30 protein-coding genes are annotated in these 26099 nt (G+C 63.1%); 13 read left to right on the forward strand and 17 right to left on the reverse strand.

The window, feature by feature from the left end; genetic code table 11:
- Positions 1-8 precede the first annotated feature (8 nt).
- On the forward strand, positions 9-470 hold the full coding sequence (locus AC6H0N_RS05030; protein WP_497572966.1) for a hypothetical protein: 462 nt from the start codon (positions 9-11) through the stop codon (positions 468-470).
- Here AC6H0N_RS05030 and arsH read toward each other — a convergent pair.
- Together arsH and AC6H0N_RS05040 are read right to left on the reverse strand one after the other, a co-directional pair.
- Entirely contained in the window at positions 464-1126 is a 663-nt protein-coding gene (arsH, locus tag AC6H0N_RS05035; protein WP_497572967.1) for an arsenical resistance protein ArsH, read from the reverse strand. The genes AC6H0N_RS05030 and arsH overlap by 7 nt on opposite strands.
- The gene (locus AC6H0N_RS05040) at positions 1123-1443 is read right to left on the reverse strand and encodes an ArsR/SmtB family transcription factor (protein ID WP_497572968.1); all 321 of its coding nucleotides are present in this window, start codon (positions 1441-1443) and stop codon (positions 1123-1125) included. Before AC6H0N_RS05040 ends, arsH begins: the two co-directional genes overlap by 4 nt.
- 122 nt (positions 1444-1565) lie before the next feature.
- Here AC6H0N_RS05040 and AC6H0N_RS05045 point away from each other — a divergent pair, with 122 nt between their 5' ends.
- From AC6H0N_RS05045 to AC6H0N_RS05060, 4 genes are all read left to right on the forward strand, one after another.
- Entirely contained in the window at positions 1566-2414 is an 849-nt protein-coding gene (locus AC6H0N_RS05045) for an aldo/keto reductase (RefSeq protein WP_497572969.1), read from the forward strand.
- Positions 2415-2421: 7 nt separating this feature from the next.
- Complete coding sequence (locus AC6H0N_RS05050) at positions 2422-2832, forward strand: VOC family protein (protein ID WP_497572970.1); 411 nt, start codon at positions 2422-2424, stop codon at positions 2830-2832.
- 135 nt (positions 2833-2967) lie between these two features.
- Positions 2968-3366, forward strand: coding sequence for a PA2779 family protein (locus tag AC6H0N_RS05055; RefSeq protein WP_497572971.1), 399 nt, complete (start codon positions 2968-2970; stop codon positions 3364-3366).
- Positions 3367-3511: 145 nt separating this feature from the next.
- Complete coding sequence (locus tag AC6H0N_RS05060) at positions 3512-4327, forward strand: PA2778 family cysteine peptidase (protein ID WP_497572972.1); 816 nt, start codon at positions 3512-3514, stop codon at positions 4325-4327.
- 86 nt (positions 4328-4413) lie between these two features.
- Here AC6H0N_RS05060 and ahpF read toward each other — a convergent pair whose 3' ends face one another.
- The 8 genes from ahpF to AC6H0N_RS05100 all read right to left on the reverse strand — a co-directional run bounded on the left by ahpF (position 4414) and on the right by AC6H0N_RS05100 (position 11954).
- Entirely contained in the window at positions 4414-6009 is a 1596-nt protein-coding gene (ahpF, locus tag AC6H0N_RS05065) for an alkyl hydroperoxide reductase subunit F (protein ID WP_497572973.1), read from the reverse strand.
- 150 nt (positions 6010-6159) lie between these two features.
- Entirely contained in the window at positions 6160-6726 is a 567-nt protein-coding gene (gene ahpC, locus AC6H0N_RS05070) for an alkyl hydroperoxide reductase subunit C (protein ID WP_497572974.1), read from the reverse strand.
- A gap of 269 nt (positions 6727-6995) precedes the next feature.
- Positions 6996-7925 (reverse strand): histone deacetylase family protein, encoded by a 930-nt coding sequence (locus tag AC6H0N_RS05075; RefSeq protein ID WP_497572975.1) that lies wholly within the window; start codon positions 7923-7925, stop codon positions 6996-6998.
- Positions 7926-8009: 84 nt separating this feature from the next.
- Positions 8010-8612 carry a YcjF family protein gene (locus AC6H0N_RS05080; protein WP_497572976.1) on the reverse strand — a complete coding sequence of 201 codons (603 nt, stop codon included), beginning with the start codon at positions 8610-8612 and terminating at the stop codon, positions 8010-8012.
- A 34-nt stretch (positions 8613-8646) separates the two neighbouring features.
- The gene (locus tag AC6H0N_RS05085) at positions 8647-9024 is read right to left on the reverse strand and encodes a hypothetical protein (RefSeq protein WP_497572977.1); all 378 of its coding nucleotides are present in this window, start codon (positions 9022-9024) and stop codon (positions 8647-8649) included.
- A gap of 180 nt (positions 9025-9204) precedes the next feature.
- Positions 9205-9762 carry an elongation factor P gene (efp, locus tag AC6H0N_RS05090; RefSeq protein ID WP_497572978.1) on the reverse strand — a complete coding sequence of 186 codons (558 nt, stop codon included), beginning with the start codon at positions 9760-9762 and terminating at the stop codon, positions 9205-9207.
- 95 nt (positions 9763-9857) lie between these two features.
- Positions 9858-11117 (reverse strand): elongation factor P maturation arginine rhamnosyltransferase EarP, encoded by a 1260-nt coding sequence (earP, locus tag AC6H0N_RS05095; RefSeq protein WP_497572979.1) that lies wholly within the window; start codon positions 11115-11117, stop codon positions 9858-9860.
- Positions 11118-11240: 123 nt separating this feature from the next.
- Positions 11241-11954 carry a pseudouridine synthase gene (locus AC6H0N_RS05100; RefSeq protein WP_497572980.1) on the reverse strand — a complete coding sequence of 238 codons (714 nt, stop codon included), beginning with the start codon at positions 11952-11954 and terminating at the stop codon, positions 11241-11243.
- A gap of 339 nt (positions 11955-12293) precedes the next feature.
- Here AC6H0N_RS05100 and AC6H0N_RS05105 point away from each other — a divergent pair, with 339 nt between their 5' ends.
- Both AC6H0N_RS05105 and AC6H0N_RS05110 read left to right on the forward strand, forming a co-directional pair.
- Positions 12294-12761 (forward strand): SRPBCC family protein, encoded by a 468-nt coding sequence (locus AC6H0N_RS05105; RefSeq protein WP_497572981.1) that lies wholly within the window; start codon positions 12294-12296, stop codon positions 12759-12761.
- Positions 12762-12813: 52 nt separating this feature from the next.
- Positions 12814-13770 carry a recombination-associated protein RdgC gene (locus tag AC6H0N_RS05110; protein WP_497572982.1) on the forward strand — a complete coding sequence of 319 codons (957 nt, stop codon included), beginning with the start codon at positions 12814-12816 and terminating at the stop codon, positions 13768-13770.
- A gap of 9 nt (positions 13771-13779) precedes the next feature.
- On the opposite strand, the gene AC6H0N_RS05115 is transcribed toward AC6H0N_RS05110, so the two are convergent.
- Both AC6H0N_RS05115 and AC6H0N_RS05120 read right to left on the reverse strand, forming a co-directional pair.
- A complete protein-coding gene (locus tag AC6H0N_RS05115) occupies positions 13780-14967 on the reverse strand; it encodes an acyl-CoA dehydrogenase (RefSeq protein ID WP_497572983.1) in 1188 nt (395 codons plus the stop codon).
- A gap of 68 nt (positions 14968-15035) precedes the next feature.
- The gene (locus AC6H0N_RS05120) at positions 15036-16007 is read right to left on the reverse strand and encodes a M14 family metallopeptidase (protein ID WP_497572984.1); all 972 of its coding nucleotides are present in this window, start codon (positions 16005-16007) and stop codon (positions 15036-15038) included.
- A gap of 329 nt (positions 16008-16336) precedes the next feature.
- On the opposite strand from AC6H0N_RS05120, the gene AC6H0N_RS05125 reads away from it, so the two are divergent.
- From AC6H0N_RS05125 to AC6H0N_RS05135, 3 genes are read left to right on the forward strand one after another with little or no spacing between them, the layout of a single operon-like run.
- Positions 16337-16630 (forward strand): ElaB/YgaM/YqjD family protein, encoded by a 294-nt coding sequence (locus AC6H0N_RS05125; RefSeq protein WP_497572985.1) that lies wholly within the window; start codon positions 16337-16339, stop codon positions 16628-16630.
- A gap of 8 nt (positions 16631-16638) precedes the next feature.
- The gene (locus AC6H0N_RS05130) at positions 16639-17085 is read left to right on the forward strand and encodes a phage holin family protein (protein WP_497572986.1); all 447 of its coding nucleotides are present in this window, start codon (positions 16639-16641) and stop codon (positions 17083-17085) included.
- Positions 17086-17097: 12 nt separating this feature from the next.
- Complete coding sequence (locus AC6H0N_RS05135; RefSeq protein ID WP_497572987.1) at positions 17098-17397, forward strand: hypothetical protein; 300 nt, start codon at positions 17098-17100, stop codon at positions 17395-17397.
- Positions 17398-17419: 22 nt separating this feature from the next.
- On the opposite strand, the gene alkB is transcribed toward AC6H0N_RS05135, so the two are convergent.
- Both alkB and AC6H0N_RS05145 read right to left on the reverse strand, forming a co-directional pair.
- Complete coding sequence (gene alkB / locus AC6H0N_RS05140; RefSeq protein ID WP_497572988.1) at positions 17420-18061, reverse strand: DNA oxidative demethylase AlkB; 642 nt, start codon at positions 18059-18061, stop codon at positions 17420-17422.
- Complete coding sequence (locus AC6H0N_RS05145; RefSeq protein WP_497572989.1) at positions 18045-19256, reverse strand: tetratricopeptide repeat protein; 1212 nt, start codon at positions 19254-19256, stop codon at positions 18045-18047. Before AC6H0N_RS05145 ends, alkB begins: the two co-directional genes overlap by 17 nt.
- Positions 19257-19413: 157 nt before the next feature.
- Between AC6H0N_RS05145 and AC6H0N_RS05150 the strand changes: the two genes are divergently transcribed.
- Positions 19414-20274 (forward strand): HDOD domain-containing protein, encoded by an 861-nt coding sequence (locus tag AC6H0N_RS05150; protein WP_497572990.1) that lies wholly within the window; start codon positions 19414-19416, stop codon positions 20272-20274.
- Here the strand turns inward: AC6H0N_RS05150 and AC6H0N_RS05155 are convergent, their stop codons facing one another.
- From AC6H0N_RS05155 to AC6H0N_RS05165, 3 genes are read right to left on the reverse strand one after another with little or no spacing between them, the layout of a single operon-like run.
- Positions 20275-20430 (reverse strand): hypothetical protein, encoded by a 156-nt coding sequence (locus AC6H0N_RS05155; protein WP_497572991.1) that lies wholly within the window; start codon positions 20428-20430, stop codon positions 20275-20277. It abuts the gene before it with no gap.
- Positions 20427-21578, reverse strand: a complete 1152-nt coding sequence (locus AC6H0N_RS05160) for a PepSY-associated TM helix domain-containing protein (RefSeq protein WP_497572992.1) — start codon at positions 21576-21578, stop codon at positions 20427-20429. Before AC6H0N_RS05160 ends, AC6H0N_RS05155 begins: the two co-directional genes overlap by 4 nt.
- The gene (locus tag AC6H0N_RS05165; protein ID WP_497572993.1) at positions 21578-23785 is read right to left on the reverse strand and encodes a TonB-dependent receptor; all 2208 of its coding nucleotides are present in this window, start codon (positions 23783-23785) and stop codon (positions 21578-21580) included. Before AC6H0N_RS05165 ends, AC6H0N_RS05160 begins: the two co-directional genes overlap by 1 nt.
- A 195-nt stretch (positions 23786-23980) precedes the next feature.
- Here AC6H0N_RS05165 and AC6H0N_RS05170 point away from each other — a divergent pair, with 195 nt between their 5' ends.
- Both AC6H0N_RS05170 and AC6H0N_RS05175 read left to right on the forward strand, forming a co-directional pair.
- The gene (locus tag AC6H0N_RS05170; RefSeq protein WP_497572994.1) at positions 23981-24676 is read left to right on the forward strand and encodes a response regulator transcription factor; all 696 of its coding nucleotides are present in this window, start codon (positions 23981-23983) and stop codon (positions 24674-24676) included.
- Positions 24673-26022, forward strand: a complete 1350-nt coding sequence (locus AC6H0N_RS05175) for a sensor histidine kinase (RefSeq protein ID WP_497572995.1) — start codon at positions 24673-24675, stop codon at positions 26020-26022. Before AC6H0N_RS05170 ends, AC6H0N_RS05175 begins: the two co-directional genes overlap by 4 nt.
- Positions 26023-26099: the final 77 nt, after the last annotated feature.

Below are 26099 nucleotides of genomic sequence, written 5' to 3' on the forward strand. Positions count from 1 at the left end.
GCGCGACCGTGGATGTCGGCAAGCTCTTCGACAACGTGACCGCGCTTGCGGGCGTGGAAGGCGCATGGCTGCTCGATTCCGAGGGCGTAGCCCACGTTCATAGGCAGCCCGCGGGACTGACGCACAATCCACTGGAGAATTCGCGCACCCATATCCGTGCGCTGTACGCCGCGCTCGACAGCAGCCCGGCGGGCGCCGAAGACTGCGTGCTGCGCTATGACGAACGTTGCCTGATGTTGCGCCGCGCCGGCCCCTACGTGTTGGCGGTGCTGATGCATGACGCGTCGAGCCTGGTAGCGGTGCGCATGGTCACCAACCTGCTGGTGCGCAATCTCACACCCGATGCGGTCGGTTTGCTCACACCGCAGCCTGAAGCCGCAGTTCCGGCGGCAAAAGCGCCGGAGCCCGACGACAGTGCGCCGCTGACGCCCGCAAAAGGCGTTCGCATGTACCGCGGCCAGCCTTACTGAGTTTCGGCCTCCAACGCGCCGGCACCCTTCAGGATGTTCCAGGTGGCCGCCGGGTCGTTTTCCTTGCGCTCGCTGTAGCGATCGGTGAGGAAATCCTTCTCGTCGCGCAGCAGCACGGTGAATTTGTAGAGCTCTTCCATCACATCGATGATGCGGTCGCGGTAGGCGGAATCCTTCATGCGGCCGTCGTCGTCGAATTGCTCCCAGGCCTTGGCCACCGACGACTGGTTGGGGATGGTGAACATGCGCATCCAGCGGCCGAGCACGCGCAGGCTGTTGACCGCGTTGAACGACTGCGAGCCGCCCGACACCTGCATCACCGCCAGCGTCTTGCCCTGCGTAGGGCGCACCGAACCGGTGTTGAGCGGAATCCAGTCGATCTGCATCTTCATCAGACCACTCAGATTGCCGTGGATCTCGGGGCTGGACCACACCATGCCCTCGCTCCACTCGGCCAGTTCGCGCAGCTCGGCAACCTTGGGGTGGCCAGGCTCGACGCTGTTGGGAAGCGGCAACCCGTGCGCGTGGAAGAAGCGCACCTCGGCGCCCATGGCAGTGAGATGCCGCGCCGCCTCTTCGGCCGCCAGCCGGCTGAAGGAACGCTCGCGCAGTGAGCCGTACAGAAACAGGATGCGGGGCGGATGGGTGGATTTCACGAACAGTCTCCGGAGGGGTTGTCACTGCAGCCGGCAAAGCCCTGGCAGCAGTCTTCGGTGAGATAGGCCAGCAGCGCGCGTGTGCCGTCCCAGTCGATGGCGTGGAACACATGGCGGCCGTCGCGCCAGGTGCGCAGCAAGCGGCCCTGCTGCAACTGGTCGAGGTGGCGCGACAGCGTGGACACCGGCACTTCGAGCCTAGTCGCCAGTTCGCCGACGCTGAGCCCTTGCGGGCCGGCGCGGACAAGCAGGCGAAAGGCTTCGAGGCGGGTGCCCTGCCCAAGTGCATTGAGGGCGCTGAGGATGTGTTCGGCCATGTAGTTATCTCGTATTTGCGCAAGTATGCAAATACTGGCACACGAGGTCAAATCGACACCGGGTTTGCACGCTCGGCGCGCTCCGCAAGACAATGGGGGCTTCGACGGCCAAGGAAGAACCTATGAAGACCATCACGCTCCCTTCAGGCAAGACCGTTGCTGCGCTCGGCCAGGGCACCTGGAAGATGGGTGAAATCCCGTCCCTGCGCAGCGAGGAAATCGCCGCGTTGCAGCTCGGCATGGATCTGGGCATGACGCTGATCGACACCGCCGAGATGTACGGCGACGGGGAATCCGAAGAGCTGATCGGCGAGGCCATCGGCCACCGCCGCAACGAGGCCTACTACGTCAGCAAGGTGTACCCGTTCAACGCCAGCCGACGTGGCGTGATCGCCGCCTGCGAGCAGAGCCTGCAACGCCTCGGCACCGACCGCCTCGACCTGTATCTGCTGCACTGGCCCGGCTCGGTGCCGCTCGACGAAACCTTTGAAGCCTTTCAGGCGCTGAAGGCCGCCGGCAAGATCCTCGACTATGGCGTGAGCAATTTCGACACGCGCGGCATGCAGCGCTGCGCCGCCGCCAAAGGGGGCGACCAGCTCGCCACCAACCAGATTCTCTACAACCTGATGCGCCGCGGCGTGGAGTGGGACCTGCTGCCGTGGCAACGCCAGCATGGCGTGCCGGTGATGGCCTACTCGCCGATCGAGCACTCGCCCAATGAGCAGTTCGGCTTTCTCGACGACCCCACGTTGGAAGCCGTGGCTCATCGCTACAACGCCACACCCGCGCAGATCGCCATTGCGTGGTTGCTGCACCAGCAGGACGTGATCGTGATCCCCAAGGCCGGTCGCGTTGAGCACGTTCGCGAAAATGCAGCGGCTGCTGGCATCGAACTCACATCGCAGGATCTGTCCGAGCTCGACGAAGCCTTTCCGCCGCCGTTTGGTCCGACCGCGCTCGACATCCGGTGAGGAAAAAATGAAACCGCATCTTTCAATGATTACCTTGGGGGTGAGCGACCTCGCCCGCTCGACGCAGTTCTACGAGCAGGGCCTCGGTCTGCCGCGCATGGCCGTCGACAGCGATGCTGTGGCCTTCTTCCCGCTCGCCGGCGCGTGGCTTGGGCTGTTCGGGCGCGACGACCTCGCCAAAGACGCCGGCGTATCCGCCGAAGGCAGCGGCTTCTCCGGCGTAGCACTCGCGCATAACGTCGCCTCGCGCGAAGACGTGGATGCCACGCTGGCTCAGGCCGTAGCTGCCGGCGGCACGCTTCGAAAACCCGGGCAGGACGTGTTCTGGGGAGGCTATTCGGGCTACTTCACGGACCCCGACGGGCACCTGTGGGAGGTGGCGTGGAACCCCTTCATGCAGGTCGGGCCATCGTCTTGAGTGCTTGCGCCCCCAACTACACCCGGTAACGGATGGGTCCGACGGACGGTGCAGCTTTTGGCCGCGCAGGTGCCAGAATGAATTGGCCGGCGATCCGCCGTCACTGAAATCCACGCTCCCGCAAGGAGACCCGTCATGAAATCCGTAAAACGCTTTTTCTCAATGCTGATGGTTGTCTGCATCGCCAACGTCATGGTGCTGCAGACTGCCTCGGCTTCATTGATCTCGACCGACCAGGTCGCACGCTCGGTGGCCACCGCCAACGGCGAATCGCCTCACGATCGGTTGGCCGAGCTGATGTCTCGCTCGGACGTCGTTGCGCAACTCGAGAAGCTCGGCGTGAATCCCGAGGATGCCCAGACTCGCGTTGCCGCATTGACCGACGAGGAAGCGGTGTTGCTCGCCGATGAGATCGAGAGCGCTCCGGCCGGTGCCGGCGTGCTCGGCGCGATCTTGCTGGTGTTCTTCGTGCTGCTGATCACTGACGTGCTGGGCTTCACCAAGGTGTTCCCGTTCACGCGCTCAGTTCGTTAAGGTGACTCACTCGCTGCAACGCCCCGGCCGCCGACGCTTTCTGTCGGCGGCCGTTCTTTCTGTACCGCTGATCGGCGGTCTCGCTGGCTGCGCAACGCAAACGTCGAATCTGCGAGCCAACCGTCCGCCCGGCTTGCCGCCTCGCGTGGAACTCGCGAACACGCCATTCTTCCCGGACGAGACCTTCTACTGCGGGCCAGCCGCGCTGGCCACGGTGCTGACCGCAGCGGGCTTCAACACCAACCCGGAAGCGGTCGCGGACCAGGTTTTCGTGCCAGGCCGGGAAGGCTCTCTGCAGATCGAGATGTTGGTCGCCGCACGGCGCGGCGGCGCAGTTTCAACCGTGTTGCCGCCCACGCTGGAAGACCTGCTGCGGGAAATCGCGGCCGGCCATCCGGTCGTGGTGCTGTCCAACCTCGGCTTGAAGTGGGTGCCGTCCTGGCACTACGCAGTCGCGGTGGGCTACGACCTGGATGCCGGCGAAATGCTGCTGCGTTCCGGCCCGATGAAGCGTCAGCAGATGGCGCTTCGTACCTTCGAACACACCTGGGCGCGTGCGCGGCACTGGGCCTTTGTGGCGCTGCCGCCGGGCCAGTTGCCGGTGACTGCGCTGGAGGCAGACGCCGAGCGCGCCCTTGTTGCGTTCGAACGCAACGCGCCACCGGAGCAGGCCGTACTGGCTTACGACGCTGGGCTGAAACGCTGGCCGAACAATCTGGTACTCGCCATCGGCCTGGGCAACGCAAGCTACGCGGCCGGTGACCTGCCCGGCGCAGAGCGGGCGTTCCGGCTTGCCGCTGAACGTCACGCCTCGTCTGCCGCCTGGAACAACCTGGCGGTGGTCATCGACGAACAAGGCCGTCGCAAAGAAGCCATCACCGCCGCGCGCAAAGCCGTCGAACTTGCGGGCCCCGACGATGCGGCTCCGCGCGAGACACTCAAACGCCTGACCAGTACCTGAGCCGGGATCCTCGCTCTGCTCACTTCTGTCGGGCCATAAAAAAGCCGGGCCTTGCGACCCGGCTTTTCAGCGTCACTCGCCATCGCTTACGCGGCGATGGCTTGTGCCTTTTCCGTCTCCGGTGAGCTGCGAATCAGGTGATCGAAAGCCGACAACGCAGCCTTGCTGCCCTCACCCATGGCAATGACGATCTGCTTGTACGGCACGGTGGTGCAATCACCGGCGGCAAAAATGCCGTGTGCAGAGGTCTCGCAGCGATCATTGACCACCACTTCGCCGTAGCGCGACAGCTCGAGCGTGCCCTTCAGGAAGTCGGTATTGGGCAGCAGACCGATCTGCACGAACACGCCGGCAAGCTCGACCTTCTTCGATTCGCCGCTGATGCGATCGGTGTAGATCAGGCCATTCACGCGCTCACCGTCGCCGGTCACCTCGGTGGTCTGGGCACTCATGATCACCGTGACGTTGCGCAGGCTGGTGAGCTTGGCCTGCAGCACCGCGTCGGCGCGCAGCTTGGCGTCGTACTCGATCAGCGTGACGTGACCGACGATGCCGGCCAGGTCAATCGCGGCCTCGACACCCGAGTTGCCGCCGCCGATCACCGCCACGTGCTTGCCCTTGAACAGCGGGCCGTCGCAGTGCGGGCAATAGGCCACACCACGGCCGCGGTACTCGCGCTCGCCCGTTACGCCAAGCTCGCGCCAGCGCGCACCGGTGGCGAGGATGACGCTACGGCTCTTGAGCACTGCACCGTTCGCCAGCGTGACCTCGGCGTAGCCGCCGGGCGTGGCGGCCGGCACGATCTTGTCGGCACGCTGCAGATTCATGATGTCGACCTCGTAGGTCTTCACGTGCTCTTCGAGCGCGGCGACCATCTTCGGGCCTTCGGTTTCCTTCACCGAGATGAAGTTCTCGATGGCCATGGTGTCCATCACCTGGCCGCCGAAACGCTCGGCGACGATACCGGTGTTGATGCCCTTGCGTGCAGCGTAGATCGCCGCCGCCGCGCCGGCCGGGCCACCGCCGACGATCAGCACGTCGAAGGCATCCTTCGCCGACAGCTTTTCGGCGTCGCGGGCAGCCGCACCGGTATCCACCTTGGCAAGGATCTCTTCCAGCGTCATGCGGCCGGAACCGAATTCTTCGCCATTAAGCAGCATGGTCGGCACTGCCATGATGTTCTTGGCTTCGACCTCGGCCTTGAACACGCCGCCATCCACCATTGTGTGGCGGATCTTGGGGTTCAGGATCGCCATCAGGTTCAGCGCCTGCACCACGTCGGGGCAGTTGTGGCACGACAGCGAGATGTAGGTGACGAATTCCATCTCGGCGTCGAGCGCCTTGATGGCTTCGATGTGCTCAGCCTCCACCTTCGGCGGATAGCCACCGGACTGCAGCAGCGCGAGCACCAGCGAGGTGAATTCGTGGCCCATCGGCAGGCCGGCAAAGCGCACGCCCATGTCCGTACCGGCACGACTGACGGAGAAGGACGGCACGCGCTCACCGTCGTTGCTGTCGGCGCGGCGGGCGCTGACGCGGTCGGACAGTGCGGCGATGTCCTCGATCAGCTCGAGCACTTCGCGCGACTTGGCGCTGTCGTCGACAAAGGCGACGAGTTCCACATTTTCGTTGATGCGCTCAAGAAGGGTCTTGAGCTGGGCTTGCATGTTGGCGTCCAGCATGGCGGGCTCCTTGAATACGTTGAGGGCTTGAATCCGGAAGGGCTTTCCGGCTCATGCAGCAGCGTCGGCACGCGGCGCTCCTGCATGAGCCGCCCGAGGGCGGCCCGGTGTTACGCCCGGCACCGAAGCGCCGGGTTTGTTCGGCAGGACTCAGATCTTGCCGACGAGGTCCAGTGACGGAGCCAGGGTCTGCTCGCCTTCTTTCCATTTGGCCGGGCACACTTCGTTCGGGTGAGCGGCAACGTACTGGGCAGCCTTGAGCTTGCGCAGGGTTTCCGTCACGTCACGAGCGATAGCGTTGTCGTGAACTTCGGCCGTCTTGATGACGCCTTCCGGGTTGATCACGAAGGTGCCGCGCAGGGCCAGACCTTCTTCTTCGATGTGCACACCGAAAGCACGGGTCAGCTGGTGGGTCGGGTCGCCGACCAGCGGGAACTTGGCCTTGCCGACAGCCGGCGAGGTCTCGTGCCACACCTTGTGCGAGAAGTGGGTGTCGGTCGTAACGATGTAGACCTCGGCACCAGCCTTCTGGAACTCGGCATAGTTGTCAGCAGCGTCTTCGACTTCGGTCGGGCAGTTGAAGGTGAAGGCGGCCGGCATGAAGATCACGACGGACCACTGGCCCTTCAGGTTCTCTTCGGTAACCGGAATGAACTTGCCGTTGTAAAAGGCGTTGGCCGAGAACGGCTGGACGGTGGTGTTGATCAACGAACTCATGGAAATCTCCTGATTGAGGTTGATGGGTTGCTTGAAATCATGCGCGGCCGATTGAGCCGACGAATGAATTTTATTGCGTTGCGGGATATTAGTGAAATGAATAGACCGTATGAATCGGATAGCTGTACGTTATTTAATAATTATCTTTATCAGCCCATAAGCAAATATGGTGGCCGATCGGAGCTATTCACATACGAAGGATAATGTCCAAATGAAAGCGGCCCGGGAAGTCCCGGGCCGCTTTAATCAAAACATGATGTTGCGTTGCGTCAGCTCATCAGCGCCTTGACGTGTGCTTCCGTGCTGCTGGTCAGCGCGTCCAGGCTGTAACCGCCCTCGAGAATCGAAACAATGCGGCCCTCGCAGCATTCTTCGGCGATCTCCTTGAGCTCCTCGGTGATCCAGCGATAGTCCTCATCCTTGAAATTCAGACCCGCCAGCGGATCAAGCATATGGGCATCGAAACCGGCCGAGATGATGATCAGTTCGGGATTGAAGTCACGAATCTTCGGCAGCAGCTCGTTGGTGACCTGGCTGCGGAACACCTCAGAGTTGCAACCCGGCGGCAGGGGCACGTTGACGATGTTGCCCGAAACACCGGTTTCGGCCCGCGAACCGGTGCCGGGATAGAGCGGCGACTGGTGCGTGGAGCCGTAGAACAGCGCCGGATCGTTGTAGAAGGCGTCCTGCGTGCCGTTGCCGTGGTGTACGTCGAAGTCGATGACGGCCACGCGCTCGAGCATGTGACGTTCCTTGGCGTACACCGCTGCAATCGCCGCCTGATTGTAGATGCAGAAACCCATGGCGCGATTCGGGGTGGCGTGGTGGCCGCAAGGACGGGTCGCGCAGAAGACGTTGTCCACGTCCTTGTTCATGACCTTGTCGACGCCGGCGCACGCGGCCCCGACGCAACGCATGACGGCTTCGAGCGAGCCGGGCGACATCACCGTGTCACCACCATCGAGCGGCATGGTGCCGTGGCGCGGCGAGATTTCCTCGACATCCGACACATAGCCTTCGGTGTGCACCATCAGCACCTGCTCACGCGTGCCCAGCGGGGCTTCGGCCCACTGCAGCTCGGAGAACTCGGGCGTCTGCAGGGCCGCCAGCACGGCCTTCAGGCGCTCGGGCGATTCCGGGTGACCGGGACCGGGGCGATGTTCGAAACAGGCGGGGTGCGAATAGATCAACGTAGTCATGGTTTCCTCATGGCCGGAACCGCGAAACGGCGGCAAACGGCATCATTATACGGCCCGCCTCAAGCGGGCGAAAATGCGTCGGGCTCAGACCTTATCGGGATCGATAAGCTGCTTGACGCGGGAAGTGGCATCGCCAGCCGCCTGGGCGTGCACCCGTCGCAAGGCTGAAGCCTCCGGCGTTTCGCCGGCCGAATGCAGTGCCAGAAAATACTCTGCCGCCTTGCCGATGGCGTAGGTTGAAATTGCGCTGGAACGCGCGCTCCAAGCTGCGCCGGCAGTCTGGCCAACGAACGGAATGACCTTGAACACGCTGCGCCCGACCGTATGGCCGACGATGCCACCGGCAATGCCGGAACCAAGACGAGCGATGAAATCGCGCGCCATAGCGACATCCCACTGAACACCGTGCACCTTTGCCAGACGCCTGAGCATGCGTGCCTGCAGCGTAGTCACCGCAATCAGATCGACCACAGGCAGTACGCCCAGCGCTGCGGCCGTGCGAGTGTGGCTGAGTATCTCGCGCTCGGCAGCCTCCGCCCGAGGCAGTCTGGACGTATCGGCAACCACCGGTAATGGAACGCCCTCTGGTAGATCCTGCGCACGGACGTGGTCAGAACGAGGTTCCAGCAGGGCACGCAGCAGGCGTTCCCGATAGGCGTTGAAGCGCTCGCGGCCGGGGATATCCATCAGATTCGGGGCTGGCGGCAAGCCATCGCCGCTTTCAATTGCGTGCAGGCTCGGACTCTGAGGGCGCCGAAGGGTTCGCTTTGGCGACTTCCTCGGCTGGTGCGTCGGCAGCTGCATCCTCGGTATCCCCGAGTCGCACGGCTTGCACAGCATCAACACCTGCCTCGCGGATACGGGTGGCCGCGTTCAGCGTCGCATCGTAGATTTTGCGCGCAGCCTCTTCGGCTGCTTCGCGTGCATCACGCACTTCACTACCGGGAGCGCCGGCGTGGGACGGGAAGGCTTGCGGTGTTGCGACTTCGCCAGACGGGGAAGTGGCCTCTGCCGCCTGCGAGCTGACCGGACGATCCGGTGCGCATGCGACCAACAACACCAACAACGAGGCGGCAATGAGCGCCGCTACGTTTCTCATCTTTACTTTCCTCGAAAGTAGTTTTGGACCCTTTCAAACCTATGCCTTTCGTACGAAAAAGCAAGTCGAAGGTGCCTGTACGCAACAAAGCGTTGCACATGGGCAACATTCCTGTAGCGCAGCACGAAAAAAAGCCCGCAGGGCGGGCTTCTTCCGTCTGCTTCGCTGCGAAGCGGCAGATTACTTGACGCGGTTCTTGTACTCGTCGGTACGCGTATCGATCTCGATCTTGTCGCCGATCTCGACGAAAGCCGGAACCATCAGCTCGAAGCCGGTATTGATCTTGGCCGGCTTGAGCACTTTGCCCGAGGTGTCGCCCTTGACGGCCGGCTCGGTGTAGGTGACTTCACGCACCACGGAATTGGGCAGATCGACCGAGATCGCCTTGCCGTTGTAGAACACCACTTCGCACGCCAGCCCGTCTTCGAGGTACTTGAGCGCGTCGGTCATGTTCTCGGCTTCAACCTCGTACTGGTTGTATTCCTCGTCCATGAAGACATACATCGGGTCGGCAAGGTAGGAGAAGGTCACTTCCTTGCGCTCGAGCAGGACGACCTCGAACTTGTCGTCAGCCTTGTACACCGACTCCGAAGCCGAACCGTTGAGCAGGTTCTTGAGCTTCATCTTGACGACCGCAGAGTTGCGGCCGGACTTGTTGTATTCGGCCTTCTGCACGACGAGCGGGTCAGCGCCGACCATGATGACGTTGCCGGAGCGGAGTTCCTGGGCGGTTTTCATGCTTGCTAGATTTCCTGGACAGGTGCGGGACGGCGACGAATCGAGATCGGAGCGAGCCGCGATTTTCAAAAAACCGTTGATTATACGCTTGTTTACTAAAACTTCAGCAAGGACGAAGCAAGATCGTCCTGCGCTGCCAACGCCGCGCTCCAGCGCGCGCAGTGCCGTCCGAAAGCCTGGCGATGCGCGGCAAACGCCGGCCACTCAGCTGCCGGATCTCCACGTCCGTTCCACGCATGCCAGAACTTCACGACCGCATCAGCGGTTTCGTGGGGCGCACGCGCGAGGAAGCGCGCGAGAAAGGCGTCGAGCTTGGTCAGGTGTGCGTCTTCGTCCTGGCGGTAGATGTTCCACACGAAGGGATGGGCGGCCCATTGCGCGCGCACGAAGGAGTCCTCCCCCCGCACGAAGTTGACGTCACAAGCCCACAGAAGCCGGTCGTAGCAGTCCTGATCAACGAATGGGATCACGCTGACCGACAAGGCGCGATCGTGCAATTGCATGCCGGCAGAGAGAGCAGAGCGCCCGAAATGGCGAGCAACATCAGGCGTAACGCGGCCTTCCGGAACCAGCAGTTCGATCGGCTGATCGGCCGCTGCCCAGACCGACATCAGGGCCGGAAGGGCAGCTTGCTCGTAGGAGAAGAGTGAAATCACGTTGGCCTGCGAAGCCACTGCGCGACCGAGCAAGCTCCCCAGCAAGTCTGCACGCGCGCTGGCGTCACCGCAGAAGCGGTCACGCTGCGTCAGCAGAGCCGGCTCCCGCAGGAGTCCGCCGGTAGATGTGGTGAAGCCCGGAAAGAAAAAAAGGCGCTGCAGCGCTAGGCGCGGGTGTGGCGAGGGCATAAGGTGGCAACCCTCGATCCAGGTCTCTGCGCTGAGGTATTCGAGGTTGATCCAGCGCGGCGGGACAGACCGTGACGCCATTGCGACCAACGCCTCGTCCGGCAACTCGCAGGCGAAGGCCTCGATCACGACATCATCGTCCGCAACCACGTCGAACGGTGCCATCCAAGGACGCACACAGACCCCGTCCAGTTGCTGTGCATCATTTCCCTGGAGCAACTCCGGATGCAGCTTCCGCAGGCTTCCCATGTCATCCAGCCACAAGCTGACGTGCTGACCATGGTGCGTTGCGAGAGACCGTGCGAGGCGCCAGCAAACGCCGATATCCCCGAAGTTATCCACAACCCGGCAGAAGATGCTCCAGCGCCTGGACCTGATCGCCCGCGACTCGTTCATATAACTTTCTGAACTGCCATCAACATCTCTGAAAGCCTTACTGGTATTGGTTTTCAAAAATATGATCGAACGCTGAAATACATGTCGAAAGTAATACTTTCGAAAAATCTGCACCAGAATCGGGAATCGGCTCCCGATCCGATGTCAGGAAGTCAACAGATTTGTCCACAGCCGCAGCGATGCTACAAAACGGTGCGTGCAAACGACGCAAAATGCACCCTGTCGACGCGCAGGCGATCACCCGGCATCGAAATCCGCGAGCGCAGCCAGATCGGCTTCCGACATCCAGCGCCAGTCACCGGCAACCAGGTCAGCCGGCAGTGAAAGGCCACCTACCGAGCGGCGATGCAGTACTTCGACCCGGTTTCCTGCCGCCCCGACCATGCGACGCACCTGGTGATACTTGCCTTCGGTAACCACCAGATCGATCGAAGACTCGCCCGTTGCTTCACATTGGTGCGCCTGAATCGGTGCAGGTTCGTCGTGCAGTTGCACCCCGCCACGCAGGGCCGCGAGCAGTTCGTCATTGACCTGATGACGCAGGCCGACTTCGTAGCACTTCGGGATGCGCTTCTTGCCGGAGCTCCAGGTGTGGATGAACTGACCGTCATCGGACATCAGCAGCAGGCCGGTCGTGTCCACATCCAGCCTGCCGACAGACTGCACGTCGCGCAGCGCGAACTGCGGCGGCAACAGCTCGAAAATCGAGCGATGGTGTTGGGGCTGTCTCGAGCATTCGTAGTCGAGCGGCTTGTGCAGCATCAGATAGACGCGCTCATGCCAGGACCACACTTCCCCGTCGACGACGAACTCCAGCCCCGCTGGATCGAGTTCGACAAACGGATCTTCCACGACTTCGCCGGCGATCTCGACCAGACCGGCACGAATGATGGCCCGACACTCACGACGACTGCCGAAGCCCTGTGTTTGCAGGATGCGTTCTAGTTTCATGGCGCGAAGTGTAGCCCGGAGCAGACGGTATAACTTCTGTATCCGCTGTGTGCGACATGTGGACAAGTCGTGGTTTCGCACGGTCGGCGAAATCCGGCCACAATCCCCGCACATCAGGTCAACCGGTTACTAACGGTGTTTCGGACTACATAAGTTTATGATTTATATTAAGTAAACAGGCTTACCCACAGAAACAGGCAAAGCATCATCATTACTATTGTTTTAAATAGAAAGAAGTTAACAACAACATTCTTGTGAGCTCGGCACGACCGGCAAAGCACTCGCAGCAGGGCCGTGATGGCCTGTTAGACTTGGTCAAACCGTCATGGAGTCGCAGGCTTGAAGTTCGAACACGTTGTGATCGTCAACGATCCGCAGAATCCCTTGATCGAGGATCTGAGCAGGGAACAGCTCTGGTTTGGCCTGCTGTGCAGGGTAGAAAACCCCGCGCCTTTCCTGCCTGGCCTTGAGAGTTGCCAGGTGTTGGAGCGTTGGGAAAACGGAGTGTTGCGGGAACTCGATTTCGGGGCACTGCGTATCCGTGATCGGGTCACGCTGGAGCCGATGATCTCGGTCAGTTTCGAAGCCGAGCAATGCGCCCAGCACGCCGGAGGCAACCTGACCATCCGCATCGAGGAGCCGGCCACAGATCAGTTGGTGCTGCGTTTCGTGTATCGCACGACACAGCCCGACACGGAAGACGGCAGCACGATGTACGCTGATCTGGTGAAATCGGCTTACGAGCAATCCGATATCGACACCGTGCGGGTGATCCGCGAGATCGTCGCAAGCGGTTCGATGCAGTAACATCCACGCCCCGTCGCAGGACGGGTGTTTTCAATTCGCGGAAATCCCTCACATGTGGTTCAGGAACCTTCAGCTGTATCGCCTCCCGGCGCCTTGGAACATCGAAGCCGACACCCTGCAGGAACAACTCTCGCGTCGTCGCTTCCAGCCCTGCGGTAGTCAGGATCAGGAAAGCCGAGGTTGGGTTGCCCCGTGCGGTGACGACGCGCTGGTGCATCGGGTCGGCACGCATTGGCTGATCGCACTCGGTTTCGAGCAACGCCTGTTGCCGGCGGCCGTGGTCAAGCAAGAAGCCGAGGAGCGGGCCGAACACATCGCGGCGGAGCAGGGCTACAAGCCTGGGCGCAAGCAGATGAAGGAACTGCGTGAGCAGATCCTGCAGGAATTCCTGCCGCGGGCGTTCACACGCCGCAGGAAGGTCTATGCGTGGATCGACCCGGTCGGGGGGTGGCTTGGCATCGATGCGCCCAGCCAGACCCGTGCGGAAGACGTGCTGGGGGCATTGCGCGACTCACTCGACGCCCTTCCGCTGGCCCTGTTGCGCACTGAACGTTCGCCGGGCTCGGCGATGGCCGACTGGCTGGCCGGTGGTGAAGCGCCGAAGGGTTTCTCCATCGATCTGGATTGCGAGCTGCGTTCGATTACCGAGAGCAAGGCCGCGGTGCGCTATGTCAATCACGTGCTCGACGCTGAGGAAATCCGCGGCCATTTGGCTGCCGGCAAGATGCCGACGCGCCTGGCGCTGACTTTCGACGACCGCATCAGCTTCGTGCTGACCGAGAAACTCGAGATCAAGCGCTTGGACTTCCTCGATGTGGTCAAGGAGAAGGTTGAGGATTCCGGCGCCGAGGACGCGCAGGCCATGTTCGATGCTTCGTTCGCATTGATGACTGGCGAGTTGGCGCGGCTGTTGCCGGATCTGATGGACGCGCTGGGTGGCGAGCTTGAGGCGGAAAAGCCGTCCACAGAGGCTTCGTCGGCCACGCCGCCGTGGGAAGTTGCTGCGTAATTTCGTGCGTTAGCCGCTGAAAGCCTGGATGCCCGTGATGGCCCGTCCCAGGATCAATGCGTGGATGTCGTGCGTGCCTTCGTAGGTATTCACGACTTCCAGGTTGAGCATGTGGCGGATCACCGGGTACTCGTCGGAGATGCCGTTGCCGCCGAGCATGTCGCGTGCAGTGCGGGCGATGTCCAGCGCCTTGCCGCATGAATTGCGTTTCATGATCGAGGTCAGTTCGACCGCCGCGGTGCCTTCCTCGCGCATGCGCCCCAGGCGCAGACAGCCCTGCAGTCCCAGCGTGATCTCGCTCAGCATGTCAGCCAGCTTCTTCTGCACGAGCTGATTGGCAGCCAGCGGGCGGCCGAACTGCTGGCGGTCGATGACGTAGTCGCGGGCCGTGCGGTAGCAGGTTTCGGCAGCGCCCAAAGCACCCCAGGCGATGCCGTAACGCGCTGAGTTCAGGCACGTAAACGGGCCTTTCAGGCCACGAACGTCTTCGAAAACGTTCTCTTCCGGACAGAAAACTTCGTCCAGTACGATTTCACCGGTGATCGACGCACGCAAGCCCATCTTGCCGTGGATGACCGGTGCAGAAAGCCCCTTCCAGCCCTTTTCCAGCACGAAGCCGCGAATCTCTCCGGCTTCATCGCGTGCCCAGACCATGAAGACGTCGGCAATCGGGCTGTTGGTGATCCAGGTTTTCGAACCGGTGATCACCCACCCACCGTCCACCTTGCGCGCCCGCGTAGCCATGCTGGCCGGATCGGAGCCATGATCGGGCTCGGTCAGGCCGAAGCAGCCAATGAGTTCTCCGCTGGCCAGTTTTGGCAGAAAGCGATGCTTGAGTTCCTCTGAACCAAAGGTATCGATCGGCAGCATCACCAGCGATGACTGCACGCTCATCATCGAGCGATAGCCCGAATCGACGCGCTCTACTTCTCGCGCAATCAGTCCGTAGGCGACGTAGCCGAGACCCGCGCCGCCGTATTCTTCGCTGACGGTTGCGCCGAGCAGGCCCAGTTCGCCCATCTCCAAAAAGATGTCGCGGTCAGTGCGTTCGTGGCGGAAGGCATCCTGCACACGCGGAAGGAGCTTGTCCTGGCAGTAGGCTTCGGCGGCGTCGCGCACCATGCGCTCCGTTTCCGTGAGCTGGTCGTTCAGGCGCAGCGGATCGTCCCGATCAAAGCTCGGGCGGTTGGCAGGCATGGCGGCGTTCCTCGACTGATGAGGCTCCGAGCATCGCGCCGCGCACAGGCAGCGTCAAGCCGCGGAAATCACGCAGGGCTGGTGATCTGCTCGGCAAGGTAGAACCATTCCCGACCGGCGGCTGCTTCCGGGTTGGGGAACAGGATGAAGCTGTCGCGCGTTGCGGTAATAGCCTTGCCGTTGGCGCGTGTTCCGATCAGCTCGCCTGCACGCACCGGGTCGAAGCTGTCCCAATCGCGCGCGAAACGGTCTGCTGCGTCGTCGCGGTCGATTACCTCGAACATGCGCAGGTGCTGGAAAGAGCGTAGCGCTGCCGGCGCGGGTGCGTCGTTGAAGCCAAGGAACGCCAGCGTATTCAGAATGCAGTTGTGCGCTACCGCGACAGCCTGCGGGTCGTCATGCTGGCCGCATTCCACGGTGACGCCGTAGCCACCGACGCTGCGCATGTATTCGGTGGTGCCGATGCCATAGCGCGGGTCGGCGGCGGTGTCGTTGACGCTGCGACGTGCCATGCCCCGAGCATAGGTTTCAAGCCAGCCGTCCACGCAGCGCTGGATACCTAGATGTCGCGCGAGGGCGCGCTCCTCAGCAGAGCGTGCAAAGGCTTCGAGCGGACCGTCGTTGTCGTCTGGCCCGAGCATCACGAAAGGTTCGCCGGGGGTGTGGAAGGAATGCAGGTCGAGCAGCACGTCGTTCTGCGCCAACAAAGGGCACAGGCGGTTTGCAACGTGATCCTCGAACTGGGCGGGACGGTCTGTGGGTTGCAGCCAGCGGTTCAGATTGCGCTGACCTTCGCGGCTGGCCTGTTTCCATGCAAGCGGATTGGCGATGGGCACGAAACTGACGTGGCCGCGCTGGATCACCAGATCACCCGTGTTGAGCGCGGCGAGCACTTGCTCGATCGCGATGCTGCCGCAAATCTCGTTGCCGTGAACGGAGCCCAGCACGATCAGCCGGGGGCCAGCGTGATCCCCGCTGAAGTGGTGCACCCGAAGCTCGAGTTCATCGATCTGAAAGTGTTCGGTAGCAGTCTGCATCATGCTCGGAGGTTTGTTACCGGATGTTTTTTCAGCCGGGAAGCCCGTTGTAGCGCAGGCCGGACGGTTGCGCTGCAGCCAAGCCAAAGGCGGGTTTGAACGCGGTTTGGCCAATGATGCTTGGGTTGCACCGCCCTCACGACAAGCCAGTGAGGGGCGGCATTTCGTCAGGCTGGATGGGCCTTTTGCTCAAGCTGCGAGCACCCCGCCGGGACATAGTATGCAACAGGGCGGTTGGGCATTGTCCCGTGATGTCGGTATTCTGGGGGTGAGGTCTTAGTCCGGAGAACTTCTCCGGAGAACGCTTCGCAACCCATCTGGAGGTAGCCAACATGCCCACCAAAAAGCCGGTAGAACAGGCACATGGAACGGTCGATCAAGTCGCGGACAAGCTGCACGATGTCGTCGACAGGGCCGCGGAAGGTCTTGGTACAGCGGAGGAGCGCGTCCGTGGAGAGGCCAGAGTGGCCGCGGAGAAAATGCGTGAAGGCAAGGAGTTTGCCCGAGCCCAGGGCGAGGATATGGTCGTCAAGGTGACCGACTATGTGCGTGAGAATCCGCTGATCTCGCTTGGCATTGCCTTCGTTGCCGGAAGCATCTTCTCGGCACTGCGCCGTCGCCACTGAGACCGTTGATGGATAGAGCAGGGAACGAGTCCGGCCACCCGGACGATTTGCCGCGCACAGACCCTTCCGACGGAGGGTCGTCTGAGCGCGAGTTGCTTGGCCGGCTTGGCGAGCTGCGAGACGAGTTCGCCGGGTGGGTAAAGCAAGGCGCGCGGCTTTTCGGCGCTGAGAGCAAGCTTTTTGTGTCGTCGCTGCTGCTGATCGCCATGCTGGCAGTAACGGCCGCTTTCGTCGTCGCCGGGGCGCTGCTCTTTCTGGTCGTGGCAGTGGTGGTTTTGCTCATCGAGCACGGCGGCGTGGACCCGGCGCTTGCGGCTTTGCTTGCGACGCTCGCCCTGTTTGCGATTGCGGCAGTCTGTCTGCTGTGCATGCGCGGCCTGACTCGCCACCTGCGTTTCACGGAAAGCCGGCGCATGCTGGCACGTTTGACCAGCGGGGACGGCCCAGATGCCTAGTGAGGAAAAATCGTGATTTTTCAACACTTTCGGAAGGCACGCGAAGTGCAGGCGCTGAGCGAGGACGTAGCGCTCCGCCAGCTGCGCTTTCGGCACGACGTGACGGCATTCGGGCAGCGCCTGCACAGCCGCTTTGGCACTTTCCGCATTTTGCTGGCGGGGTTTTCTGCTGGATTCCTGTTTGATCGCTTGCGCCCGCATTGGCGCGGCGTCCAGACCGGCAGCATCCTCGGCCTGTCCTTGCTACGAGCGGTGCCGCTGATTGAATTGGTCGCCCGGACGGTCGGCCATAACCATATCGGCGTCGAATAGGCATCCGGCCGGCGGGGGGCTGTCAGCCCGCGCGACGGAAGGTGAGGTTGATGCGTGCAGCGCCGGTCAGTGGATGATGGCCGTCCTTCAGGGCAAGAACGCCGTGAAAGCGCAGACGTGCAGGACCGCCCCACACCACAATGTCCCCATGTTCCAGAGGCACGCGCTGAGCACGCTCGGCGCGCTGCATGCCGCCGAACTGGAATGTGGCGGGCAGGCCGAGTGACACGGAAACGATGGGGCAGCCGAAATCGCGTTCGTTGCGGTCCTGGTGCAGCGACATGCGTGCGCCGGGTTCGTAGCGATTGATCAGACAGGCGTCTGGTTGAAAGCCTTCGAAGCCCGCTTCGGCGGCCGCTGCGCACGCAAGGTCCAGCAGTATTTTCGGCATTTCCGGCCACTTGAGCCCGGTTTGCGGGTCGACCGGCGAGTACCGGTAGCCGTCGGCATCCGTGACCCAGCCCAGCGCGCCACAGTTGGTCATGGCCACCGACATACGGTAGCCGCCCGGCGTGTGCATGTGGCGGAACGGCGCCAGCATGACAACTTTCTCGATGGCCTCAATCAGATCGCCGGCGCATTCCCGTGCCCGTCCAGGCAGCAGTACGGCGCCATCGGCAAGCGGCAGTGCTTGCGTCGGGGATTCGTCAAACAGTCCGGTCATGTTCGGCTGACTGCAGGTAAACGTAGAGGCCTTGCAGGGTTTCGGCCTGGTCCGCGCGAAGGCCGGCGGTAATGATCTCACGCACCATCAGCTCGTTTTGTGCCGCGAGTGTCCGCACATAGTCTTCGGAATGGGCGTATCGCAGGGTGGGCAGCAGATGGAAGCCTTGCGGCGCTTCGGCGCGTTCCAGCGTGAAGGCAAAAAGGCCGCCTGGCGCGAGTACCCGACGGACGTGACGGAAGACCTCGTCAAGCGCACCCACGTAGATGAACACATCGGCGGCGATGATCAGATCAGCCTTTTCCTGGCGACTGGCCAGGAAAGATTTCAGATCGTCGTGTACGAGTTCGCGGTAGGCCCCGCGCTGGCGGGCTTGACGGAGCATGGCGGCGGAGAGGTCGACACCGTCTACCGTGTCGGCGTGCCCGGCCACCAGCTCGCCGCACAAGCCCGTACCGCAGCCAAGGTCGAGCACGTGGCGGTACTGCTGATGGTTGTCGAGCAGCGGTTGAAGCAGACGCTCGTGTCCGCGGTAGCCCAGTTGGTCGACCAGGTGTTCGTCGAAGTCCGCCGAGTACTCATCGAACAGTGATTCGACAAAGAAACGCGGGGGTGCGTCGATGGTCGTCCCCTTGCTCGCGGCCAGGTAGTAGGCGTGCAGCTCGGGATCAGCGCCGCCGTCGATGGCGCGGCGGAAGCTTTCAGCTGCCTCGGCCAGATGGCCCATGTCGCGCAACACGTTGCCGCGCACGCTCCAGGCTTCGGCCAGATATTCTTCTTTTGCGACGGCGTGGTCGAGCGCGCGCAAGGCGTCAGCAAAGCGCCCCGAGCGGCCGAGCGCGCGGCCCAGAGCCAGCCACGCAACTGCCCCGGCGTCGAAATCCACCAGCCCCTGTTCCAGCGCTTCGGCGGCCGCCTCCCAATGCCCGAGCAGCTCGTGTGCAAGACCCAGACAGACGCGTGCTTCGGCGTGTGAGGGGTCGGCGAGCACGGCCTGCTGCAGCACATCCACCGCGCGTTCACTGCGGCCCAGCCGGAACAGGGTGATGCCCAGATTGCCGAGCACCGAGGGCCGCCCTGGCGCAAGAACCAGCGCTGCCTCGAAACTGGCTGCGGCCTCTTCAAAGCGTCCGGCCTCGAAATGTTCGAGGCCGTCATTGAAATGTTCGCGCGCCTGTTCGAGCGAACTGCTCATGCGTGCAATCTCCTGCGTAAGTGCAGCCGTGAGCATGCGACAGTGGCCGATGTCGATCAAGCATCTGGCTGATCGGTCGGGCCGGGGCCGGAGCGTCACGGCAGGCTGGCGGCAGGTCGCATAGAATGTGGGCTCCATTTATCCAACGGAAGCGAAGATGAGTACGGCCAGTCACCCGGACAAGAAGGGCGAGGCGCTCAAGCTGCAGCGACTCAAGATGCTCGAGGACATCGCCGACGAGATGTCGGGCGGAGAGATCGTGTTCCCGACTTCGTTCGACATCGTCATCCGGATGCGTGACGCCTTGCGTGACCCCGAAGTGTCGGTCAAGCGCATCGTCGCGCTGATTCGCGCCGAACCGCTGATCTGTGCCCGCTTGATCCATCAGGCCAATTCCGCCGCACAAGGCGGCAACCCGCCGGTGACCGACATTGGCGCCGCGATCAAGCGTCTGGGCATCAATGCGGTACGCAATGCCGCGCTGGCGATTGCCGTGAGCCAGCTGGTGCGGGCAAAGGATCTGGTCGATTTCAAGGAGTTCTCGCGCCAGCTGTGGCTGCATTCACTGCATGCCGCTGCGGCGGCAGATGTCATCGCGCGCGAACTTGCGCCGCGCATCAACGCTGAAGAAGCGATGTTCGCCGGGCTGGTGCATGACCTGGGCGCCTTCTACATGCTCTATCGCTCCGTTCAGTACGAAGAACTGCGCGAGCGACCGGATACGGTGCGGCACCTTATCGCGCAATGGCACGAGAGCATCGGCGAGTCGCTGCTGCACGCGTTGCAATTGCCGGACTACATCGTTGAATCCGTGCGTGATCACGACCAGCCGCGCGAACCCCTGCTGGATACGCCGCGCAATCTTCAGGAAGTGGTGTATGCGGCCAACGTGATCGCGGGCGGCAGCATGGAATGGGGTGACGACCGCAGGCAGCGCGTACTAGGCGATTGCTATCTGGCGCTGGCGCCGCGCATTGAACAGCGCCTCGCCGAGCTCAAGCGCGACTACGCCAACTGATCAGCCGCGCAGCCCGAACCACGCGGTAATGGCGACCGGCACGCCGAGGCCGAGCCAGGCCGCGGCGTCGCCGACGCCGTCCGAAACCAGCCCGGCGACCAGTCCGACTGCCGACAGCACGCCGATGACGACGGGCCATACCCAAAGACTTTTCATGTGCGTGCCCCGTTGGCGATGGGCAACGAGGCGCCGGCGGCCGCGCGTTTCTTCCACCACAGGTAGAGCCCGCTGCCGAGCACGATGATGGTCAGCAGGTCGAGCAGTCCCCATAGGATCTTCAGCGGCATTCCGCCGTAATCGCCGAAATGCAGCGGCTCGGACAGCATGAAGGCGGTGACGTACCACGGCCGTCCGGCCGCTTCGAGCACCTCGCCGTTGTCCGGATCGACCAGCAGGGCGCGGGTCATGCGCGAGGTCAGCGGCGTATCGCCTCGCAGCATCACCGCGAAGTGATCAGGCGTTGCACGCAACGTGCCGGGGAAGGCAATCATGTCGGCCTTCATGCCCGGAGCGGCGGCCAGCACGCGATCTACTGCGGTCTGCAGGCTACCGTCTGCCGGCGCGGCGAGATGTGCGTCGGCCGCCAGCAGCGTCTGAGCCCCGCCCGATTGCAGCACGGCCACCTGGTCTCGCTGCCAGGCTTGCAGGATCAGGTCCGCCCAGGTGTTTACGACCCCCGTGAAGCCGACCACCAGCGCCCATACCAGCGTCACGATGCCGATCAGGTTGTGCAGATCCAGCCAGCGCGTCTGGCTGCGCTGGCGCCGAACCGTGCCGAAGTCGAGCTTGCGCATGAAGGGGGCGTAGAGCACCACACCCGAGACCAGCGCGACCAGCAGCAGCATGCCCATGGTGCCGAGGAAGAGCTTGCCCGGCAGACCGGCGTAGAGGTCGACATGCAGGCGGTACATCACGCTCATGAAGCCTTCGCCGAAGTTGGGCTCGCCGAGGATGTCGCCGTTGCGTGCATCGACGTAGGCAAACTCCGCCAGGCGCTCGTCGGTATCCACGCGCGTGTCCATCTTGGCCAGCCACAGGTCGGGTTCGTCGTCGCCGGCGAACAGATACAGCGGCACCAGCGCCGGATGATGCCCCTCGGCCGCGGCGACGATGCGGTCGAGCGACACGTGCGGCATGCCGGCCGGCAGCTGCGGCATCTCGACTTCGTTGCCGGTGAGGTGATCGATCTCGTGCGAGAAGATCAGCGGCAGGCCGGTGATGCACAGCATCAGCATGAACAGCGTGCAAACCAGGCTCGACCACTTGTGCACCCAGCTCCAGCGACGCAGTGAAGCGGGGCTCATCAGAAATCGAAGCTCGCGGTGACGGTGAAAGTGCGCGGCGCGCCGAGGACCAGGTAGTTGCGGTTCGGGTAACCACCGGCCGAGGCCCAGTAGTCGCGGTTGGTGACGTTGTCGATGCGCGCTCTCAGGGTCATGACCTGACCGCCGATGTCGGTGATGTAGCGGGCGCCCAGATCGAAACGTGTCCACGACGGGATGCGGTTGTTGTTGTCGTTGTCGATGTACTGGCTCGAGGTGTGGATCGCGCGTCCGGTCAGCGTCAGGCCGGCGACGCCCGGTACATCCCATTCCAGACCGACGTTGATCTGGCGCTCGGGCACGCCGATGGCGTCGTTGCCGTCCTGCGCACCGCCTTCGGTCTTGCGCAGCTTGGCGTCGAGCAGCGTGATGCCGCCGAGCACGCGCAGGCGCTCGGTCGCCTGGCCGTAGACGGTTAGTTCAAGACCACGGTTACGCTGCTCACCGCCTTCTATGAAGAGTTCGTTTTCAACGGTGGAGAACGGTTTATCGGTGGTGAACCATGCGAGGCTGCCGCCGACGCGGCCTCCGTCGTACTTGGCGCCGATTTCCTTCTGTACGGATACGTAGGGGGCGAGCATCTCGCCGGTGTTGTTGATCGGATCGCCGACGGTTCCGGCGGGGGCGGTATCGCCTTTCACCAGCGCTTCGGCGTAGTTCGCATACAGCGACACCTGCGGGTTGAGCTTGTAGAGCACTGCAGCCATCGGGGTGACTTCGGACTCGTCGTACTTGGACGTTCTCGATCCGGTGGTGTAGTCATAGCCGCGCGCAACCAGCGTTTGGTGGCGTGCGCCGAGCGTGACAAGCAGACGGTCGTCCATGAAACCGAGGGTGTCGGCCACAGCGAAGCTGCGGGTGTTGGTGCGCCCCGTCACGTGGGGCGAGGACATCGAACCACCGGTGGTGGAGGTGATCGCCGGGGGCGAAACGACATTGATTGGATCGTACAGATCGCTGATGACGCCTCCCGTGGCCGAGCTGCCAAAAGCGTTGCGCGAGGTCATGCGGTACACGTTGGCCGAGGCTACTAGTTCATGCGAGACGCTGCCGGTGGTCAGACGGCCACGCAGCCCGACTTCGCCGGTGCTTACCTCATCCTCGCGCACGTTGTCGAAACGGTTGGCTGTGGTGCCGCCATCGGGTGCAGATCTCGGGTTTGACAGCCTGTTCTTCTCGTCGCCACGGCGCATGCCGGCTGCTGCCCATGCGGTGACGTCTTCGTTCAGATCGAGTTCGCCGCGGAAGGTCGCAAAGACCTGCCGCTCCTTCGAGTAGGTCCACGGTTGGGCGAAGTTGTCGTCGGCGTCCGGGGCTTTGGGGGCACGGCCGGTCGGCGTCACGCTCGGGCGCGGTTCGTCGATGTCGTGGTCCTGATAGCCGATGTCGGCCGACAGACGGTAGTTGGCGCCGCGGTGATCGAGGCCGATGGCGACCACGTCGAGGCGGCGGCTCTCGCCGTCGATGGTGGTGTCGCCGTCGCGACGCGCGACGTTGATGCGGATGCCGTTGGCCTGATCAGGGCCGAAGCGTCGGGCGACATCGGCTGCGACATAGGCCTGACCACCGCTTTCGATGCCGGTGGTAAGACGCGTCAGCGGCTCATTGGGCGCGCGTTTGGGCAGCAGGTTGACGGATCCGCCAATGCCGCTGCCGCTGGGTGCGGCACCATTGATGAAGGAGTTCGCACCGCGCAGCACTTCAACGCGTTCGAGCAGTTCGGCGGCCACGTACTGGCGCGGCAGCAGCCCGTACAGGCCGTTGTAGGACATGTCGTCGGAGTACACCGGGAAGCCGCGGATGACGTACAGCTCCTGGAAGTTGCCGAAACCGCGGGCGGTGCGCACCGAGGCGTCGTTCTGCATCACGTCGGAGACGTTCTTGGCTTGCTGGTCCTGGATCAGTTCGCTGGTGTAGGCGTTGGCGTTGAACGGCGTTTCCATGGTGTCGCGGTTGCCGAGCAGGCCGACGCGTCCGCCGCGAGCCACCTGTCCGCCGGCGTAGGCGGGCGTCAGGCCTTCGGCCGAGGCGTCGGCGCTGGCATTGACCTCAACGGGGGCGAGCACGGTCAGCGTCTCGTTGGCAGCTTCTTCCGGTGACTGCGCGAGCACTGCGGGGCTGAAGGCGAGCGCGATGGCGAGCACGCTCGGGCGAAGACGGTGAAACGGGAGCGGGCGACGACGCGACAAGACAACCTCCGGGAACATGTCTTATGAATAAACAAGCGAATAATAATGATTCGCGATCGCGAATGATTATAACAACCAGCAGAGAGACGGTTCGCGCTGTGCCGCCGACTGTTGGCTTAACGCATCAGACGCTTATTGAATGAGAACGGTTCGCGTTATCATGGCGGCTCTTTCCATCCGACTCGAGTCGCTCGCGTGCCGCCCCGCTCACCCCGCATCCTGATCGTCGAAGACGATCTGACCCTGCTCGAACAGTTGCGCAGTCTGTTGCGTCGGCACGGCCTGTGCACCGAGACCGCGAGCTGCGGCGAGACGGGGCTGCAGCGCGCGCTGGAGGAAGACTTTGCGCTGGTGTTGCTGGATGTGCGCCTGCCGGACACCAGCGGTTTCGACGTGCTGCGCCGCCTGCGTCTGCGCCGCCAGACGCCGGTAATCATGCTGACGGCCTGCGGGGCCGAGGAGGAGCGCATTCGCGGTCTGCGCCATGGTGCCGACGACTATCTGTCCAAGCCCTTCAACCTGACGGAACTGCAGTTGCGCATCGACGCGGTGTTGCGCCGCACTCAGTCCAGCGTCGCGTCGGTAACGCAGCCGGCCATGCTGCAGCTTGAGGATCTCAAGCTGGAACGCGCTGCCCAGCGGGTCAGCGTGAGCGGCCGTAACGTCCAGCTCACGCCATTGCAGTTCCGGCTGTTGTGGCATCTGGTGGCGCATCGCGGTGAAGCGCTGACCAAGCCATATCTGTACCGCGCGGTGCTCGAACGCGATTTCAGCCGTTACGACCGCAGCCTCGACATGCACGTAAGCCGCATCCGGCGCCGGCTCACCGAGGCCGGTATGCGCATCGACCGGCTCGTGACCGTGCACGGCCGCGGCTACGTCTTCGAATGAAGCGGCCTCTGTTCTGGCGCCTGTGGGCGACGGTGGCGGTCGGCACGGTGGCGCTGTTCTGGGGCATCACGCACGTGGCCACGCACACCGAAGAGGTGATGAGCCACATTGCGCCGGAACACCAGCGCACCTTGCTGCAATACGGCGCACAGGCCGAGGCCTTGCATGCGGCGGGTGACGAGGCGGCGTTGGCGCGCTGGCTGGACGAGCTGCAGGCGCGCGAGCAGGTCTGGGCGGCAGTGGTGCGTGCCGAGGCCCATCCGCTGGGCGGCAGCGTGCTGACGGACCGCTTCGACCGCGGCTTCGTGCTGGGGCGCGATGTGTCGTGGAAGATCCATCTCTACTTCGCCGAGAACCCGATCATGGAAGTTGCGTTCTCGGATGGTCACACGCGTTTTCTGATCCAGCTGCCTGCGCGCATGCGGCCCGGTGCGGGTTGGACCGCGTTGCGGCTGATGCTGCATCTGGTGCTGCCGTCATTGTTGCTGCTGGCGGTGTGCATCTGGCTCTACCGCCACCTGATGCGCCCGCTCGACCGCCTCGAACGGGCGGCGCATGCCTTCAGCGCAGGGCACTACGACGTGCGCGCATCCGATGGTGCCGGGCGTGACGAACTCTCTCGTGTGGCGCACGCCTTCGATGACATGGCCACGCGCACCGGGCACTTGATCGCGTCGCAGCGCCAGCGTCTGGCCGATCTATCGCACGAGTTGCGTACGCCGCTGACGCGCATCGAGATGGCGGCTGAACTGGCGGCGCAGCGCCAGGGTGAGGACGTGCTGCTGGGGCGCATCCGGGATGATTGTTCGGCCATGCGGCGTCTGGTCGAGGATGCGCTGACGCTGAGCTGGCTGGAGAACGAGACGCCGGAGCTGCGCGACGAGCCAGTGGATCTGACCACCTTGCTCGACAGCCTGATCGAGGATGCGCGTTTCGAGTATCCCGACCGCCGCGTGGAGGCCGACCTGCCGGATGAGGCGATGGTGCAGGGCTCCAGCCATCGCTCGCTGGCCCAGGCGCTGGAGAACATCATCCGCAATGCGCTGGCCCACACGCCGGTGGGAGGGTGCGTGAGTGTGCGGGTCGAAGAACCTGGTGACGGCTTCTGCATCGTCGTCGAGGACGAAGGGCCGGGCGTGCCGGCCGCGTTGCTGGAGCGCATTTTCGAGCCCTTCTTCCGCGTGCCGGACCCAGCTGGCGCGGAGCGTTCCGGCTTCGGCCTGGGGCTGGCTCTGGCGCGCCGCCAGGTGTGGGCGACGGGCGGCAGCATCGTCGCAGCAAACCGGCCTGAAGGCGGGCTGCGAATGACGATCCGCCTGGGCTCCGGTTCCTCCGCTGTGGCGTAACAGATGTAAAAGTGCTCGTTCCCGACCGTTCGGGTAATGAGAATCTTTCTCAAATTGTTACCGCAACGCTGAGGAAC

The sequence above is a fragment of the Pseudazoarcus sp. NS34 genome, from assembly GCF_059703725.1.